The following is a 17,742-nucleotide window of genomic DNA, read 5'->3' as shown; positions in this document are numbered from 1 at the left end:
TCTAGCACCTTATTTGCGCTGGGTATCACGAAGCAAACAAGGTGCGTATATATCCTTTAAAGTTTGTTGATTTCACGGCTAACCGTAAATTCTGTTGATGTGACATAGCGTTCCATCTCTTGTAAACGACCATCAACTCGAGCAAGACGATCTTTTAAGTCTTGCAATGCACGGCGAGGTGGTTCCCCTTTTTGCCATACTTTAAATTTTACTTCAAGCGGGTCTTGGTGAATGCTGTCTGTGCTTTTCTCTGTTTTTTCTGTCGGTTTTTTATCTAAAATAAACCAAGCAGCAATGTAAGCAACAACAATAAATTGACCACCTGATAATAACGCTGCCGAAACAACTAAGATACGTACCAGCCAAAGCTCCATGTTAAAGTAATCACTGATACCTGCACATACACCACCTAACTTGCCACGTTCAGGATCTTTATAAAGTTCGCGTTTGATACTCATACTTTACGTCTCCACTGCGGAGCCTCTTGATCAAGTAAGGCTTCTAATGTTTCAACACGCTCTGCCATTTTATCTGCTTTTTGTGCAAGCTCTAATAATTGGCGGTGCTCGTGTTCACTTAAACCTTGGCTCACTTGTTTTTTACTACGGTAATGTAAAATTAGCCAAAGTGGGGCAACAACCACCATAAAAACAATAATCGGTGCCATCAAAACTTCTGCGTCGAACATGGTACTCTCCTGTCAATCCGTTATGTGTTTAAGCATTGGGGGACATGCCCCCATTTATTATTTTTTATCTGCTAGTTTTTTCTTAAGCTCAGCGAGCTCATCATCAATCTTTTCGTCTTGCTGAAGACCAGCAATTTCGTCAGCTAATGATTTTTTACCAAGATCATAAGACTCTATTTGTGATTCTAGACCATCGATCTTAGTTTCGTAACGTTCGAAGCGGTTTAAAGCGTCTTCAACTTTAGAGCTGTCGAGTGCTTTTTTAACTTCAAGACGTGACTCAGCAGAGCGTTGACGTAAGATGATTGCTTTTTGACGCGCTTTTGCATCAGCTAGCTTCTCTTGTAACGTGCTGACTTCTTGCTGTAGTTTCTCGATGTGAGACTCTACATGCTCAAGCTCAATTTCAACCGCTGAGACTGCATCTGCTGACTTTTGCTTTTCAATCAGTGCTGCACGCGCTAAATCATCACGGTCTTTACTTAGTGCTAATTCAGCTTTTTCTTGCCAGTCTGCAACTTGAACTTTTAAAGTTTCAACGCGACGTACTAGCTCTTTTTTCTCAGCAAGTGTTTTTGCTGATGTAGAGCGAACTTCTACTAATGTATCTTCCATCTCTTGGATGATCAGGCGAACCATTTTTTCTGGGTCTTCTGCTTTATCTAAGATGGCATTGATATTAGAATTAACGATGTCTGCAAAACGTGAAAAAATTCCCATAACATTTACCTCTTTGGTGTTTTAACTTAATCAGTTGGTATATCTAGTATCAATATGCTTGCCAACTTTTATAAACTTAGAATAACTTAATATATTCAAACAGTTAAACTAAATTTATAAATTTCTTTAGTTCTAATAGATAATGAAATACACTAGATCTTAGTAAAAATGACTAAGAGTTAGGGAATATGAGCCAATTTCGCCAACAGGATAATTTACTCGGCCAATCTGACAGTTTTTTAAGTGTACTTGATCAAGTTTCGCAACTAGCTAGTTTAGAAAAGCCGGTCCTTATTATTGGTGAGCGCGGTACGGGTAAAGAACTCATTGCTGCCCGTTTGCACTTCTTATCTAAGCGTTGGGATCAAAACTATATAAAGCTTAACTGTGCAGCGCTTAACGAAAACCTGCTCGAAAGTGAATTATTTGGTCATGAAAGTGGCGCATTCACCGGTGCCAGTAAACGCCACGAAGGCCGCTTTGAGCGTGCTAATGGCGGTACGCTATTCCTTGATGAATTAGCCAACACCTCGGCGATGGTACAAGAAAAACTACTACGCGTTATTGAATACGGCGAGTTTGAACGCGTTGGTGGTAAGCAAACCGTTAAAGTCGATACCCGTTTAGTCTGTGCGACCAATGAAGATTTACCAACCCTAGCTGAGCAAGGCGAATTTAGAAGCGACTTACTCGACCGCCTCGCTTTTGATGTTATTACCCTGCCCCCGCTGCGTGAACGCCAAGAAGATATCATGTTATTGGCAGAACAATTTGCAATTAACATGGCTCGCGACCTTGAGTGGGAGCTATTTAGTGGCTTTACGCGTAGCGCCATCGAAACGCTACAATCTTATGAGTGGCCGGGTAATATTCGTGAATTAAAGAATGTGGTTGAACGTAGCTTATATCGTCATGGTAACGAACATATTCCCGTTCACCAGATTATTTTAGATCCATTTGCGAGTAAATTTAGACCTAAACAGCGCGTTAAAGCTGCCGTTAGCAGTGCCCCTGTTGCAAACGTCGAAGCTGCGCCTATCGCCACGACACAAAATCAAGACGTTGTGACACTCAATAAGCCCGACATTCAATTTCCTTGTAATTTAAAGCAGCTATCTAACGACTTTGAAATTGATGTCATTAAAAAAGCGCTTGAACATAGCCAATTTAACCAAAAGAAAACTGCAGAACACTTAGAATTAACGTATCATCAATTACGTGGCTATTTGAAAAAATACAATTTATTAGATCAGCAGCAATAGTTAGAGGCTAATCAGGTGTTTAAACCGTTACTTGCTTTGTCTTTGGTGTGCTTAGTAGGCTGCCTAGATAACGAAGAAAAAACCACAGAACAAAAAAACCAGGGCTTAGTCTATTGCGCTGAAGCAAACCCTGTGTCGTTTAATCCACAAGTGACAACGACAGGTTCGACTATCGATATTATCGCCAATCAGCTTTATGATCGCCTGTTAAGTATTGATCCGGTGTCTGCCGAGTTTAAAGCAGAGCTGGCAACTGATTGGAAAATTAGCCCTGACGGCAAAGCAATTACCTTTACCCTGCGTAAAGGGGTTAAATTTCATACCACAAAATACTTTACCCCAAGCCGTGATTTTAACGCTGATGATGTAATTTTTACTTTCAGCCGCTTATTTGACGTTTATAACCCTTACCACTTTGTTGGCGATGCCAGTTACCCTTATTTTCAAAGTGTGGGTATTGATCAGCTTATTCGTCGTATTGTGCGTGTTTCTGATTACCAAGTACGGTTTGAGCTTTATAATGCTGAAAGCAGCTTTTTAGCAAACCTTGCAACCGATTTTGCCGTGGTGTTATCGGAAGAATACGCCATGCAGCTTAAAGAGCGAAACCAAGAAAACTTATTTGACCAATACCCTGTGGGTACTGGCCCTTATGTATATAAAGAATATCGTCGAGACCGCTTAATTCGCTATTATCGCAACCCTGACTACTGGAAACATCCTGTAGCACTTGAACAACTGGTGTATGACATTACGCCAAACGGCACCACTCGCGTTGCGAAAATGCTCACTAAAGAGTGTGATGTGACTGCGCACCCAAGCAGCGCGCAGCTAAGTATTTTATCGCAACGTGAAGACATAAAAGTTCAAAAAGAGCAAAACTTAAATATTGGTTACTGGGCCTTTAATACTGAGCGCCCGCCTTTTGATGATGTACGTGTACGCCAAGCACTCGCCAGCGCCATTGATGTCGATAAAATCATGCAAGCGGTGTATTACGGTAACGGCATTAAAGCGCAGTCATTACTGCCTCCGGCTTCGTGGGCATTTGAAGCGCAAAAAGCCATGCCTGAATTTAACCCAGCTCTTGCCAAAACCTTGCTCGCAGAAGCTGGCTACAAAAATGGCTTTGATATGAATATTTGGGCTATGCCGGTAAGCCGTATTTATAATCCAAACGCCCGTAAAATGGCTGAGCTGATGCAAAGTGATTTACGCAAGATTGGTGTAAACGTTAATATCGTCGAGTATGAGTGGAACACCTTTTTACAACGCGTTGGTGAGCATAGACACGATAGTGTGTTACTTGGTTGGGCTGCTGATACGCCAGATCCTGATAATTTTATGAGCCCATTGTTAAGTTGCACCGCAACATTTAGTGGTAAAAACCCTGCCAATTGGTGTCATCCTGAATTTGATTTATTACTTACTCAAGCCCTCGACACCACAGATCTTGAAAAACGAAAACAATACTACAATCAGGCACAGCGGATCATAGTGCAAGAGCTGCCTATTTTGCCGATAGCCCATGGTATGCGCTTTCAAGCAGCAAGTAGTGACGTAAAAGGTATAAATTTAAGCCCATTCGGCGGCATTTCACTAGCTAACGCGAGGAAAGAATAATGATCCTTGATTATATTCTTCGTCGTCTAGCGTTGTTAATGTTTATGATGCTGACGCTGAGTATTTTTACCTTTTCATTGAGCTTTATGTTCCCGGGTGATGCGCTAACTAACTTAAGCGGTATTACTAATAGTACGTTCTCGCAAACCAGTGTGTTAGAGGAAAAGTTTCACTTTACCGACAACTACGTGGTGCAATACTTTGCCTTTTTAGAACGCATTATTCAGGGGGATTGGGGAATTTCTTTTGCATCTGGTGAGAGTGTATTTCAACATATAAAAGACTTATTTCCAGCAACACTCGAATTGAGTCTTTATGCGCTCATTGTATCCGTCATAGTTGGCGTACCAAGTGGTATTTTAGCCGCTGCCTACTACAAACGTTGGCCTGATAAACTGATAAATTCCGGCACACTTTTTGGCTATTCAATGCCCGTTTTTTGGTTAGCATTGTTACTAATTATGGTGTTTTCCCTGCAACTAGGCTGGTTTCCTATGTCGGGCCGAATGGGCCTTCTTTACGAAATAGAACCAGTTACCGGCTTTATACTTATTGATATCTTTTTAGCTGATTTCCCCTATGATGGCATGGCATTTTTAGATGCAATCCATCATTTAACACTACCTACCATAGTACTTGCTATGTATCCGACCACAGTACTAGTTCGCTTTACCCGTGATTCAATGCTGAAAGTACTCGATCAAAGTTATATTAAAACAGCGCGCGCAAAGGGCTTAAACCGTGCGCAGCTGATTATTCACCACGCTCTGCGTAATGCGCTGCTACCGGTGATTAAACAAATAGGTCTACAGTTTAGTACCTTGATCACCCTTGCGATGATCACCGAGGTTATTTTCTCATGGCCGGGCATTGGTCGTTGGCTTATCGATAGTATTTATCAGCGTGACTACCCTGCAATTCAAGGTGGCTTACTCGCTGTTTCTATGTTCGTTATTTTAGCTACCATTATTGCTGAGCTCACTTATACCTTATTCGACCCATTATCGCGGAACCAAGCACATGGCAAAGTTTAATTTATTCTCTGAAGAGTCGAATAAATCGCCGTTAGCGCGATTTTGGAAGAAATTTAAAACCAATCACCCTGCCCTTGTAGGCTTATGGTTGTTTATTGCTTTAGTGTTACTGGCAGTGTCTGCACCACTCCTTGCACCTTATGGCGTGAACCAGCAACACAGCGATGCACTGCTATTACCGCCATCGTGGCATGATGCAGGTGACGTACGCTTTTTATTAGGCACCGACGATTTAGGCCGAGATGTATTGTCACGTTTAATGAATGGTGCAACTTACACCTTTGGTTTATCGGTTGTCGCAGCTTTGATCACCACAGTGATAGGTGTGTTAGTGGGCACCTTTGCTGGCATTAGCAAAGGTATTCGCTCAAGCTTTTTAAATCACTTGCTTGATATTACCTTATCAATTCCATCATTATTACTGGCCATCATTATTATTGCGATTCTTGGCCCTGGTCTAATGAATACAGTTTGGGCGATTATATTAGCTTTATTGCCTCAGTTTATTCACTCGGTGCGTAACTTAATTGTCGAAGAGCTGAACAAAGATTACATTACAGCATTCAAGCTTGATGGCGCATCCAATTGGCATATTCTTGCTCGTGGTATTTTTCCGAACATTTACGAGCATATTGTGGTTATTTTTACCATGGCGCTTTCTACTGCGATTTTGGATATCTCGGCACTTGGCTTTTTAAAATTGGGCGCCCAGCCCCCCACCACAGAATGGGGCGCTATTTTGGCTGAAAATCTAGGTTTAATTTACCTTGCCCCTTGGACTGTTGGCTTACCAGGCGTATTATTATTTTTAGCAGTGCTGTCTACCAATTTAGTAGGTGACGGTTTACGCCAAGTGCTTAAAGAACGTAAGGCCGACTAATTATGCAATTACTCGATATTCGTAACCTCACTATAGAGTTACGCACTTCAGATACCGTGATTCGTGCGGTGGATAGAGTCAGCATGACCTTAAAAGAAGGCGAAGTACATGCTTTGGTTGGTGAGTCTGGCTCAGGTAAAAGCTTAATTGCAAAAGCCATTGTTGGAGTTTTAAACAAACGTTGGCATATCACTGCAGACCGCATGCATTGGCGTGGCGTGGATTTAATGCGCTTATCTAACGAGCAACGCCGTAAACTCGTAGGTCAAGACATTGCTATGATCTACCAAGATCCAAGCCGCTGCCTAGATCCAACTGCCAAGATATTCGACCAAATTGCCGAGACCTTACCTGAACAAGCAACCAGTGGTTTTTTCTTAAAACGAAACAGACAACGAAAAGACAGAGTAAAAGCGTTAATCCACAAGGTTGGTATTAAAGACCATAAGAAGGTGCTAGACAGCTACCCTCATGAGCTCTCTGAAGGTATTTGTCAAAAAGTGATGATTGCCATGGCCATTGCGCGTACCCCAAAACTATTGATTGCCGATGAGCCAACTACCGCTCTTGAGAGCACCACGCGTGCGCAAGTATTTAGACTGCTAAAAAGCTTAAACCAGCTAAAGAACATGTCGATTTTGATGATCTCTCACGAGCTTGAGGAAATTGTAGAGTGGTCTCATGGCATGCATGTTTTATACTGCGGTCAGATGGTTGAAGCTGGGCCGACTAACAAAATTTTTAGCCAGCCGCGACATCCTTATACCCAAGCACTGTTAAAAAGTTTGCCTGATTATGAGCAAGGGCTTGCTCACAAAGAGCCGTTTTATGCTTTAAAAGGCACCATTCCAACTTTACAACATTTACCTATTGGCTGCCGCTTAGGCCCACGTTGCCCACAAGCACAAAAAGAGTGTGTCGTTACCCCGAAATTGACCAAGCATCATAGCCAGAGTTACGCCTGTCATTTCCCATTAATTAAGGCGATGAAATAATGCAGCCCCTACTCAAAGTTCAAGCATTATCAAAGAGTTTTAATTTGCGTGCCGGTTTATTTTCACGTAGAAGCTTTACTGTATTAAAAGATATTTCGTTTTGCTTAGGGCAAGGCGAGACGATCGCCATTATTGGTGAAACAGGCTCAGGTAAAAGTACTCTCGCCAAATTGCTTGCTGGGGCTGATAACGCAGATAAAGGGCAAATTCTACTTGATGGCAATATCATCGAAAATGATGGCTTGCGTGATAACGACTGTCGCCATATTAGGTTGATTTTCCAAGACTCTGAAGCGTCTTTGAATCCAGGTTTAACCATTGGCGATATGCTCAATGACTGTTTACAGTACAACACTGATTTAAACAAAGAAGAGCGTGAAGATAAAATAAAGCAAACCCTCGCAAAAGTGGGCTTGCTTTTAGATCACCAGCACTATTACCCGCATATGTTTAGTAGTGGTCAATTACAACGTATAGCGCTTGCACGGGCTTTAATTTTAGACCCTAAGGTTGTCGTGCTCGATGAAGCGTTATCGTCCCTTGACCCGTCTGTACGCGCACAAACGGTAAACTTATTGCTACGTCTACAAAAAGACACAGGCCTTAGCTATGTACTTATTACGCATCACCTAAGTTTGGTGCGTCATATTAGCGACCAACTTGTGGTACTTGATCACGGTGAGATTGTTGAATACGGCCAAACCGAAGCGATTTTCCAAGATCCCCAATCGGTGGTGACGCAGAAGTTGTTGAACTGTTGATAGTGAGCTGTCAGCTATCAGCCGTAAGCTGTCAGTTTGATTCGGCGTTAAAACGCCTCCTACTGAGTGATTCGATCACTCCCCTTGCAGCTTTACTCATATCAAAACTTTTTATACATCCCTTGGCTTTGTGGTGCGACAAACTTGTAGCCAAGCTTTTCGTAAAAGCCAGGTTTGTCAGCGACCATAGTGACGTAACTACCTTCATAAGCGGCAGATTCAATGTAGCGGTCAACATGTTCCATAATGACACGCCCTAACCCTTGCCCTTGATATTCAGGTGATACAGCAATATCAACCACTTCAAAATTACAGCCGCCATCACCAATAACGCGGCCCATGCCAATCAACTCATCGTTTTTACGAATACAAATAGCATAAAGAGAGTTTGGTAACCCCGCCTTTGCAGCCGCTAATGAACGTGCTGATAAGCCAGCTTTAAGGCGCATATCACAGTATTCTTCTGCGCTTGGTAGCTGCTCTATTAGACTGTACTCCATAAAAGCTCCTTATAACTTGCATTACCTTTAACGGTAACAAAAAAGGCGCCAATAGGCGCCTTTTATTTAACTCAGTTTGCTAATTATTCAGCAGCTTGAGTCGCTTTTGGTACTTGCACTTCAGCTTGTGCTTTTAGTGCTGCAATAAATACCATGTAGTTTTTATTCACTTGAGCCATCGTGATGTTTTGCTTTTGTTGCTCATTAATCTCAACATCAGCTGCTGGATTAACTGCTTTTAGCGCAACAATTGCCGCATCGCCATTGTTTAGGTCAACAACTTCAACCTCTGGTGCACCTTGTGGGTGAGCCATTTTGAAAGCTTGTTGAACAATAGCTGGTGACACTGTGTAAGCTTGACGAGCAAGTGCAGCTTCTTGGCGTACTGTTAGGCCTTCAGCTTGTGCAACTTCGTTTAGGCTCTTACCAGCTTCGATCTCAGCGTATAGAGTGCGTGCTTTATCTTTAGCAAGCTCCGATGCTTTTTGTGAAACTAACGTCGCTTTAATTTGCTCAGACACATCTGCTAGTGCTTTCGTAGTCGCAGCTTTGTGATCGTTTACACGAACAACAACAGCATGTTCATCGCCTACTTCAATTACTTCTGAGTTCATACGATCTTCTAACACTTCAGGTGAGAAAATAGCAGTAACAACTTGTGGGTTGTTTAGCGGCTCAGGTAATGCATTGCGAGTCAAAAGTTCTGTTTTCTGCACTTCAACGCCTGCTGCTTCTGCGGCATCAATTAAAGTATCTGAAATTTCGAACGCAAGCTCACCCATTTGAGTTTGCTTTTCATAGAATGCATTAATTTTCTTAGTACGCTCAAGTTCAGCGCGAAGCTCATCTTTTACGTCAGCATATGGTTTAACTTGCTGTGTTTGAATATCAGTAAGTTTGATGATGTGATAACCAAACTCTGATTCTACAACGTCAGAAATGTCGCCTTTGCTTTCAAGTGCATACGTTGCATCTTCAAACGCAGGATCCATCATGTCACGTTCAATCCAGTCTAGGTCGCCGCCCATTTCTGCACTCACTACGTCATCAGAAGAAGACTCAGCTAGCTCAGCAAAATCAGCACCGTTTTGTAACTGCGTTAGTAGCTCTTCAGCTTTCGCTTTTGCTGCATCATCGTCTTCGCTGTTATCAATTAAGATGTGCGATACACGACGTTTTTCAGGCTCAACATACTGTGCACTGTTTTGATCATAGTAAGCTTTGATATCTTCTTCTGAAACACTTGAATCAAGCGTTAAGCTTGCTGCATTTAAGTCAATGTAGCTTACAGACACTTGCTCTGGTGCTAAGAATTGCGGTTGATTCAACTCATAGTAATCAGCAATTTCTTGCTCTGTTACTTCGATACCAGCTTGTAATGATTCTTTAGTAACAACTAAGTAATCAATACTTCGCGTTTGCTGTTGTAGAGCAACGCTGTTGTTTAATTCATTTTCTAAGATGAAATCAGTACCAGCTACTGCACCCACTAATTGGCTGCGTGTCATGTCTTCACGTAAATATTCACGGAAAGCATCTGGTTGGAAATTCATTTGACGAATAACTTGTAAGTAGCGGTCGTTGCTAAACTGGCCGCCTACTTGGAAGTAAGGCATTTCTAAAATTGCTTTACGAACACTTTCGTCGCTTACACGAAGACCTAATTCTGCCGCTAGTTGAGTTTGCAATTCTTGTTGTACTAAACGGTCGATTACGCCTTGGCGAATTTGTGCCATGTAATTTGGATCAGCAGCGATTTGTGCAAAGTATTCACCAAATTGTTGTTCTAAACGGTTACGTTCGTTTTGGTATGCACGGCTGAATTCGGTTTGGCTAATTTTAACTCCATTTACTTCTGCAACGGGTTGCTCTGTGGTTTGTCCTAAATAACCACCGATCCCAGCTAAAGCAAAAGATAAAATCACCGCGCCTAATATAATTTTGGCTGCAGGTCCCTGCGAACCTTCTCTGATTTTCTCAAGCATTTATCTATCTCTATTCTGATCAGGTACAAATTAACCCTGCTCATGTAAAAAAAGCGTATCTTACCAGATACGCTTTTTCACTTGAAGTAACTGGTGATAAGTTACCTAAATTCAATTTAAGTGTGATTAGGTATCTCTCACCAACTAATCTTTAATGATTAGTTTACTGCGTCTTTCAGCGCTTTACCTGCTTTGAAAGAAGGAATGTTTGCTGCAGCAATCTGGATAGTCTCACCAGTTTGCGGGTTACGACCTGAACGCGCTGCACGCTCACGTACAGAGAAAGTACCAAAGCCAACTAGCGCTACTGAATCGCCATCTTTAAGAGCGCCTGAAACAGCCTCGATGAATGAATCTAGTGCACGACCTGCAGCCGCTTTAGAAATGTCAGCGTCAGCTGCGATTTGATCGATTAATTGAGATTTATTCACAATATCATCCTCTTTCATTGTTATTATCAAGAGCGATTGTTTTTATAAAAAATAACATCACTGTTTTGAAAATTTATGAGCAAATTAAGTTTATGCTCAGTTTATTATATTTTTCTCAACCCTAGGCCACATAAGGCCTAGGCTTGAAAACTAGTGCTTAACTTATCATACCCTTTGTATTTGAAAAGCCCCTAAATGCACTTTTTTGCGGTTTTTTACTGGTTTTTTTCAGTTTCGACAGAAAAACTCTCTACTGGGTGCTTCAAAGCCAGTTTTAAAACGTCATCAATCCATGTAACTGGGTGAATTTCAAGGCCCTCTAATACGTTGTCTGGGATCTCTTTTAAGTCACGTTCGTTAATTTTTGGAATAATTACGGTTTTAATTCCACCACGATGCGCTGCCAGTAGCTTTTCTTTTAAGCCACCAATTGGTAATACTTCACCACGTAATGTGATTTCACCTGTCATTGCTACATCTGAGCGCACTGGATTACCCGTTAAGCTCGATACCAAACCAGTTACCATGGCAATACCAGCACTTGGGCCATCTTTTGGTGTTGCACCTTCTGGCACGTGAACATGAATGTCACGTTTCTCATAGAAGTCGCTATTAATGCGAAGTTTTTCAGCACGATTACGAACAACCGTCATCGCAGCCTGAATTGACTCTTGCATTACATCACCAAGCGAACCTGTGTAAGTTAGCTTGCCTTTACCTGGTACAGCTGCTGATTCAATAGTCAGTAAATCACCACCTACTTCAGTCCACGCAAGACCCGTTACTTGGCCAATACGGTCACCGTCTTCAGCTTTACCATAATCAAAGCGTTGAACGCCTAAGAACTCTTCAAGGTTGTTATCGTCGATAAGGACCTTTTTAGTGTCTTTATCAAGCAGGATGTTTTTAACTGCTTTACGGCATAGTTTTGACACTTCACGCTCTAAGTTACGAACGCCCGCTTCACGTGTGTAGTAGCGGATAATGCCAATGATTGCACTGTCAGCAATTTCAACTTCATGCTCTTTTAAGCCATTGCGCTTAACTTGTTTTGGGATCAAGTGTTGCTTAGCAATGTTAAGTTTCTCGTCTTCGGTGTAACCCGAAAGGCGAATAACTTCCATTCGGTCTAATAATGGACCTGGGATATTAAAGCTATTTGATGTTGCCACAAACATTACGTCAGATAAGTCGTAATCAACTTCTAAGTAGTGATCAGCAAAATGGCTGTTTTGCTCAGGATCAAGTACTTCAAGTAATGCTGATGCTGGGTCGCCACGCATATCTGATGACATCTTATCGATTTCATCTAATAAGAATAATGGGTTCTTTACGCCAACTTTAGTCATATTCTGGATTAACTTACCTGGCATAGAACCAATGTAAGTACGGCGGTGACCGCGGATTTCCGCTTCATCACGAACGCCACCTAATGCCATACGCACATATTTACGACCTGTAGAGCGTGCGATTGACTGACCTAGTGAAGTCTTACCTACACCAGGAGGACCCACTAAACATAAAATTGGGCCTTTTAGCTTGTTAGTGCGCTGTTGCACCGCTAGATACTCAATAATACGTTCTTTAACTTTATCTAAGCCGTAATGGTCACTATCTAAAATCTTTTGTGCGCCAGCTAAGTCTTTTTTCACCTTAGAGCGTTTTTTCCAAGGTACATTGATTAGCGTGTCAATATAAGAGCGCACGACGGTTGCTTCCGCCGACATCGGCGACATCATTTTTAATTTAGATAACTCAGCGTTTGCTTTCTCTTGCGCTTCTTTAGGCATACCAGACTCTTCGATGCGTTTTTTAATTGCTTCGAATTCATCGGGTACATCATCAAGTTCGCCAAGCTCTTTTTGAATCGCTTTCATTTGCTCGTTGAGGTAATACTCACGCTGCGACTTTTCCATCTGCTTTTTCACGCGAGTACGGATTTTTTTCTCAACTTGCAGTAAGTCAATCTCGCCTTCCATCAGCGCCATTAAGTATTCAAGACGCTCAGTCACATCGGCAATCTCAAGCACTTTTTGCTTTTCAGGTACCTTAAGCGGCATGTGTGCTGCCATGGTATCAGCAAGACGCGCAGCTTCATCGATGCCTGACACAGAAGTAAGTACTTCAGGTGGGATCTTCTTATTAAGCTTTACATAGCCTTCAAATTGGCTAATTGCGCTGCGAATAAAGATATCTTGTTCTTGCTCGTCGATATGGCTTGATTCGATGAACTGTGCTTCAGCAACAAAGAAATCATCGTTATCTAAAAACGTTTCAACGCTCGCACGTTGTATGCCTTCAACAAGCACTTTAACGGTGCCATCAGGTAACTTTAATAACTGAAGTACTGTGGCAATGGTGCCAACACGGTAGATATCATCTTGCTGCGGATCATCAACAGAGGCGTCTTTTTGCGCCACTAGGAAAATTTGTTTGTCCTTGTCCATCGCCGCTTCTAGGCATTTTATTGATTTTTCACGACCAACAAATAGCGGGATCACCATGTGTGGATAAACCACTACATCGCGCAGTGCCAACACGGGGATTTCGACTCGATCTGTTCTCTCAAGCGTCATTATATTCTCTTCGCACTTCATTTATTTTAAAGATTACTCAAGTATATGGGGATATGTAAGGGAAAGTTCAACATATTTATAAAAAAAGGAGCCTTTGGCTCCTTTTTCGTGTTCAACTGCTTAACTTTTAAACTATTACAGCTTTATTCTGATGCAGCTTTGTCTTGGTTACCGCTTTGGTAAATCAAAATTGGGTCTGATTCACCTTTAATAACGGTTTCATCAATAACCACTTTGCTAACATCATCCATCGAAGGTAATTCATACATAGTATCAAGTAATACACCTTCAACGATTGAACGCAAGCCACGAGCACCAGTCTTACGCTCCATTGCTTTATGAGCAATTGCGCTAAGTGCATCTTCGCGGAACTCAAGCTCAACATCTTCCATCGCAAACAATGCAGAGAACTGTTTAGTTAATGCATTTTTTGGTTCGCTAAGAATTTGAATAAGCGCTGCTTCATCTAGTTCTGTTAATGTCGCAACAACTGGAAGACGACCAATGAACTCAGGGATTAAACCGTATTTCACTAAATCTTCTGGTTCAACATCTTTAAATGTTTCACTTAAACTACGGCTACCTGATGATTGCTTAACTTCAGCACCAAAACCAATACCGGTATTTTTATGGCTGCGTTGTTCAATCACTTTATCTAGGCCAGCAAACGCACCGCCACAGATAAATAGGATCTTAGATGTATCAACTTGCAAGAATTCTTGCTGTGGATGCTTACGGCCGCCTTGTGGTGGCACAGATGCAACCGTCCCTTCAATTAGCTTAAGTAAGGCTTGTTGTACACCTTCGCCCGATACGTCACGGGTGATCGATGGATTGTCAGACTTACGAGAAATCTTGTCGATTTCATCGATGTAAACAATACCACGTTGTGCTTTTTCTACGTCGTAATCACATTTTTGCAGCAGCTTTTGAATGATGTTTTCAACGTCTTCACCTACATAACCTGCTTCAGTTAGTGTCGTTGCATCCGCCATCGTGAATGGTACATCAAGTAAACGAGCCATGGTTTCAGCAAGTAATGTTTTACCACTACCTGTAGGACCGATTAGTAGAATATTACTCTTACCAAGCTCAATATCTGCATTGATTGTTTGATTGCGTAAACGTTTGTAGTGATTGTATACCGCAACCGACAGCACTTTTTTCGCGTGGTCTTGGCCAATCACGTAATCATCTAAGTGATTACGAATTTCTTTCGGCACAGGCAGTTTATCAGACGCATTATGCTTCGGCGCAATGTCTTTGATTTCTTCCCTGATAATATCGTTACACAGCTCAACACATTCATCACAAATATATACTGAAGGGCCAGCAATTAGTTTGCGAACTTCGTGCTGGCTTTTGCCGCAGAAAGAGCAGTATAACAATTTATTACTTTTGTCGCCGTCTGTAGGAGTGTCAGACATTCAGCTACCTCATTTATTACGTTGGCAGTAGCACTAGGCCACTGCTAATTCACTATGTTTAACTATATCAAAGAATATTAGTTTTCGCATAGTAAAGGGTGATAGCTAACAATACGTTATTATTAGCTATTCAGATTACTTCGATTCGCGGCTTGAAAATACTGAATCAACTAGGCCGTATTCAACCGCTTCGCTTGCGCTCATGAAGTTGTCGCGATCGGTATCACGAGAAACCACATCGAGTGGCTGGCCAGTATGTTCAGCCATTAAACGGTTTAGCTTATCTTTAATTGATAAGATTTCACGGGCATGAATTTCAAAGTCAGATGCCTGACCTTGGAAACCACCTAATGGTTGGTGGATCATTACACGTGAGTTAGGTAAACAAAAACGCTTACCTTTAGCACCACCTGATAGCAAAAATGCACCCATGCTTGCCGCTTGGCCAACACAAATTGTGCTTACATCAGGTTTGATAAAATTCATTGTATCGTAAATTGCCATACCCGCAGTCACAGAACCGCCTGGCGAATTGATATAAAGATAAATATCTTTTTCTGGGTTTTCTGATTCTAAAAACAGCATTTGCGCAAGAATCAAATTAGCCATGTTATCTTCTACTTGGCCAGTTAAGAAAATAATGCGCTCTTTTAAAAGACGTGAGTAAATATCATATGAGCGCTCACCTTTAGCTGTTTGTTCGACAACCATAGGGACTAGTGCGTTTAGAGGGTCTATCATACCGCTATTCATTCTTATTTAATTCCTTATCCGCTGCGACTCATCCTTACTATAAGGAAAGCACATTTATACTAATGTAAATTAAGCTGTCTATTCAATCTTTATAACTATATAGGAACTTATCAGAACAAATTCAATCCTCGTCGAAAAAAGTTCTGAAATAACATCAGTATTGTTGGTTTTTTTGAAACTGATACCACAAACTAAAATGGCCCGAGTACGCTGTATAAATACAGGGTAACACGAGCCATTTAATCGCTAGCGAGAGCTTAAGTCAATGACTTATTAAGCACCTTGCTGTGGATTCATGATGTCGTCGAATGCTTTTTCAACGTCAGTCACGTTTGCTTTAGCTAGGATAGCTTCAACTGCTTGCTCTTCCATCGCTACGTTGCGCATTTGCTGCATAAGCTGATCGTTTGCTTTGTAGTACTCTACTACTTCAGTTGGATCTTCGTATGCAGAAGCTACAGTTGCGATTAACTCTTCAACTTTAGCGTCGTCAACTTTAAGCTCGTTTGCTTTAATTACTTCACCTAGTAATAGGCCAGTCTTAACGCGAGTTACAGCTTGCTCGTGGAATAATTCAGCTGGAAGCTCAGGCATGTTTTTAGCGTCGCCACCGAAACGTTGTGCAGCTTGCTGACGTAGTGCATCAATTTCTTGATCTACTAGCGCTTTTGGCACTTCGATTTCGTTGTTAGCTAAAAGACCTTTGATAGCTTGATCTTTAACGTTAGCTTTAACTGCTTGGTCAAGCTCACGTGTCATGTTCTTTTTAACTTCTTCTTTAAGAGCGTCAACACCGCCTTCAGCTACACCGAATTTAGTTGCGAACTCGTCGTTAAGCTCAGGAAGCTCTTGAGTTTCAACTTTCTTAACAGTGATTGCGAAAGTAGCTGCTTTACCTTTAAGGTTTTCAGCGTGGTACTCTTCAGGGAAAGTTACTTCAGCAACAACTTCTTCGCCCGCTTTTTTGCCAACGATGTTGTCTTCGAAACCTGGGATCATACGACCTTGACCAAGTTCTAGTGGGAAGTCTTCAGCTTTACCGCCTTCGAACTCTTCGCCTTCGATAGAACCAACGAAGTCGATAGTTACACGATCGTTCTCGCCAGCAGCTGCGTCAACTTCAGCCCAAGAAGCGTGTTGCTTACGTAGAGTTTCTAGCATGTTAGCTAGGTCTTCGTCAGTTACAGATACAGCTGGCTTTTCAACAGCGATTTTATCTAAACCTTGGATTTCAACTTCTGGGTAAACTTCGAAAGTTGCATCGAATTCTAAATCTTTACCAGCTTCTAACGCTTTAGGAGCGAAAGTAGGTGAACCAGCTGGGTTAATTTTTTCAGAAACGATTGCTTCGATGTAGTTGCGTTGCATTAATTCGCCAGCAACTTCTTGACGTACTGCAGCACCGTAACGCTTGTTGATGATAGACGCTGGTACTTTACCAGGACGGAAACCATCGATACGCTGGGTTTTAGACAGTTGTTGTAAGCGTTTTTTTACTTCAGTCTCAACGTTCTCTGCAGGAACGGTGATGGTCAGACGGCGCTCAAGGCCTTGAGTCGTCTCAACAGAAACTTGCATGATTTACCTCAATCTTCAATTTTGGCGACTGTTCGCCTTCCTTACAAACAAGGTGATCTCCATGAGTGATAGCAAGTTTTAACGCTGAAAATTTCAACTTAAAACGGCGCATTGTAACCATGAGATACCATTGCTGCTTTGCCCCTATGGGCACTATGTTAAACAATAGACGCGGCATTATAACCTAATATTTATGATAGTCGAGTCTGGGGGGCAATTATTTGGCGTATATAGCAGCAATCAGCGTTCAAATGCGTAAAAAACGAACGCAACAAAATAACAAAGGAGAATTAAGCTGAATTAAAGGATGTATTTAGAAATTTAGAAGTGGTCGGCGATGCAGGATTTGAACCTGCGACTGAATTGGATATACCCAAACCAATCGTTCTTTGACCATAATTTTTTTAAAGTGGTCGGCGATGCAGGATTTGAACCTGCGACCCCTTGGACCCAAACCAAGTGCGCTACCAAACTGCGCTAATCGCCGATATCTTAGAGTAAATTGCGTTTACTTAGCGGGATCGAACCC

The 17,742-nt window shown here is 41.8% G+C and carries 16 protein-coding genes and 1 tRNA gene; 6 read left to right on the top strand and 11 right to left on the bottom strand.

The annotated features are described in order from the left end of the window. Positions 1-56 precede the first annotated feature (56 nt). The 3 genes from pspC to pspA are packed head-to-tail and all read right to left on the bottom strand — an operon-like array spanning position 57 to position 1,408. A complete protein-coding gene (pspC, locus tag CWC02_RS06335; protein ID WP_054553136.1) occupies positions 57-458 on the bottom strand; it encodes an envelope stress response membrane protein PspC in 402 nt (133 codons plus the stop codon). Then, positions 455-688 (bottom strand): envelope stress response membrane protein PspB, encoded by a 234-nt coding sequence (gene pspB / locus CWC02_RS06330; protein ID WP_036969793.1) that lies wholly within the window; start codon positions 686-688, stop codon positions 455-457. Before pspB ends, pspC begins: the two co-directional genes overlap by 4 nt. Positions 689-745: 57 nt before the next feature. Continuing rightward, a complete protein-coding gene (gene pspA, locus CWC02_RS06325; protein ID WP_138617101.1) occupies positions 746-1,408 on the bottom strand; it encodes a phage shock protein PspA in 663 nt (220 codons plus the stop codon). Between the two features lie 188 nt (positions 1,409-1,596). Between pspA and pspF the strand changes: the two genes are divergently transcribed. From pspF to CWC02_RS06295, 6 genes are read left to right on the top strand one after another with little or no spacing between them, the layout of a single operon-like run. Further along, positions 1,597-2,670 carry a phage shock protein operon transcriptional activator gene (pspF, locus tag CWC02_RS06320; protein WP_054562065.1) on the top strand — a complete coding sequence of 358 codons (1,074 nt, stop codon included), beginning with the start codon at positions 1,597-1,599 and terminating at the stop codon, positions 2,668-2,670. A gap of 15 nt (positions 2,671-2,685) precedes the next feature. Then, on the top strand, positions 2,686-4,293 hold the full coding sequence (locus tag CWC02_RS06315) for an ABC transporter substrate-binding protein (protein ID WP_138617099.1): 1,608 nt from the start codon (positions 2,686-2,688) through the stop codon (positions 4,291-4,293). Further along, positions 4,293-5,327: an ABC transporter permease gene (locus CWC02_RS06310; RefSeq protein ID WP_054553140.1), complete on the top strand. Its 1,035-nt coding sequence runs from the start codon at positions 4,293-4,295 to the stop codon at positions 5,325-5,327. The genes CWC02_RS06315 and CWC02_RS06310 overlap by 1 nt, the downstream gene beginning before the upstream one ends. Beyond that, a complete protein-coding gene (locus tag CWC02_RS06305) occupies positions 5,314-6,207 on the top strand; it encodes an ABC transporter permease subunit (protein WP_054553141.1) in 894 nt (297 codons plus the stop codon). The genes CWC02_RS06310 and CWC02_RS06305 overlap by 14 nt, the downstream gene beginning before the upstream one ends. Before the next feature lie 2 nt (positions 6,208-6,209). Further along, entirely contained in the window at positions 6,210-7,202 is a 993-nt protein-coding gene (locus CWC02_RS06300; protein ID WP_054553142.1) for a peptide ABC transporter ATP-binding protein, read from the top strand. Beyond that, positions 7,202-7,963 (top strand): ATP-binding cassette domain-containing protein, encoded by a 762-nt coding sequence (locus tag CWC02_RS06295; protein ID WP_054553143.1) that lies wholly within the window; start codon positions 7,202-7,204, stop codon positions 7,961-7,963. Before CWC02_RS06300 ends, CWC02_RS06295 begins: the two co-directional genes overlap by 1 nt. 101 nt (positions 7,964-8,064) lie before the next feature. On the opposite strand, the gene CWC02_RS06290 is transcribed toward CWC02_RS06295, so the two are convergent. The 8 genes from CWC02_RS06290 to CWC02_RS06255 all read right to left on the bottom strand — a co-directional run bounded on the left by CWC02_RS06290 (position 8,065) and on the right by CWC02_RS06255 (position 17,700). Continuing rightward, positions 8,065-8,463 (bottom strand): GNAT family N-acetyltransferase, encoded by a 399-nt coding sequence (locus CWC02_RS06290; protein ID WP_054553144.1) that lies wholly within the window; start codon positions 8,461-8,463, stop codon positions 8,065-8,067. A gap of 83 nt (positions 8,464-8,546) precedes the next feature. After that, positions 8,547-10,448 carry a peptidylprolyl isomerase gene (gene ppiD / locus CWC02_RS06285; RefSeq protein ID WP_138617097.1) on the bottom strand — a complete coding sequence of 634 codons (1,902 nt, stop codon included), beginning with the start codon at positions 10,446-10,448 and terminating at the stop codon, positions 8,547-8,549. Between the two features lie 158 nt (positions 10,449-10,606). Then, positions 10,607-10,897, bottom strand: a complete 291-nt coding sequence (locus tag CWC02_RS06280) for an HU family DNA-binding protein (RefSeq protein WP_175580427.1) — start codon at positions 10,895-10,897, stop codon at positions 10,607-10,609. A gap of 197 nt (positions 10,898-11,094) precedes the next feature. Next, complete coding sequence (gene lon / locus CWC02_RS06275) at positions 11,095-13,455, bottom strand: endopeptidase La (protein ID WP_138617095.1); 2,361 nt, start codon at positions 13,453-13,455, stop codon at positions 11,095-11,097. 143 nt (positions 13,456-13,598) lie between these two features. Beyond that, positions 13,599-14,882 carry an ATP-dependent protease ATP-binding subunit ClpX gene (clpX, locus tag CWC02_RS06270; RefSeq protein WP_054553147.1) on the bottom strand — a complete coding sequence of 428 codons (1,284 nt, stop codon included), beginning with the start codon at positions 14,880-14,882 and terminating at the stop codon, positions 13,599-13,601. Between the two features lie 135 nt (positions 14,883-15,017). Beyond that, positions 15,018-15,635 carry an ATP-dependent Clp endopeptidase proteolytic subunit ClpP gene (gene clpP, locus CWC02_RS06265; protein WP_054553148.1) on the bottom strand — a complete coding sequence of 206 codons (618 nt, stop codon included), beginning with the start codon at positions 15,633-15,635 and terminating at the stop codon, positions 15,018-15,020. 273 nt (positions 15,636-15,908) lie between these two features. Beyond that, complete coding sequence (gene tig, locus CWC02_RS06260) at positions 15,909-17,213, bottom strand: trigger factor (protein ID WP_054553149.1); 1,305 nt, start codon at positions 17,211-17,213, stop codon at positions 15,909-15,911. 410 nt (positions 17,214-17,623) lie between these two features. Further along, positions 17,624-17,700, bottom strand: a tRNA-Pro gene (locus CWC02_RS06255). Between the last annotated feature and the right edge of the window lie 42 nt (positions 17,701-17,742).

Source organism: Pseudoalteromonas sp. S2721 (assembly GCF_005887425.1).
GTDB lineage: Bacteria > Pseudomonadota > Gammaproteobacteria > Enterobacterales > Alteromonadaceae > Pseudoalteromonas > Pseudoalteromonas simplex.
This window is presented reverse-complemented; position numbering and strand designations above follow the sequence as displayed.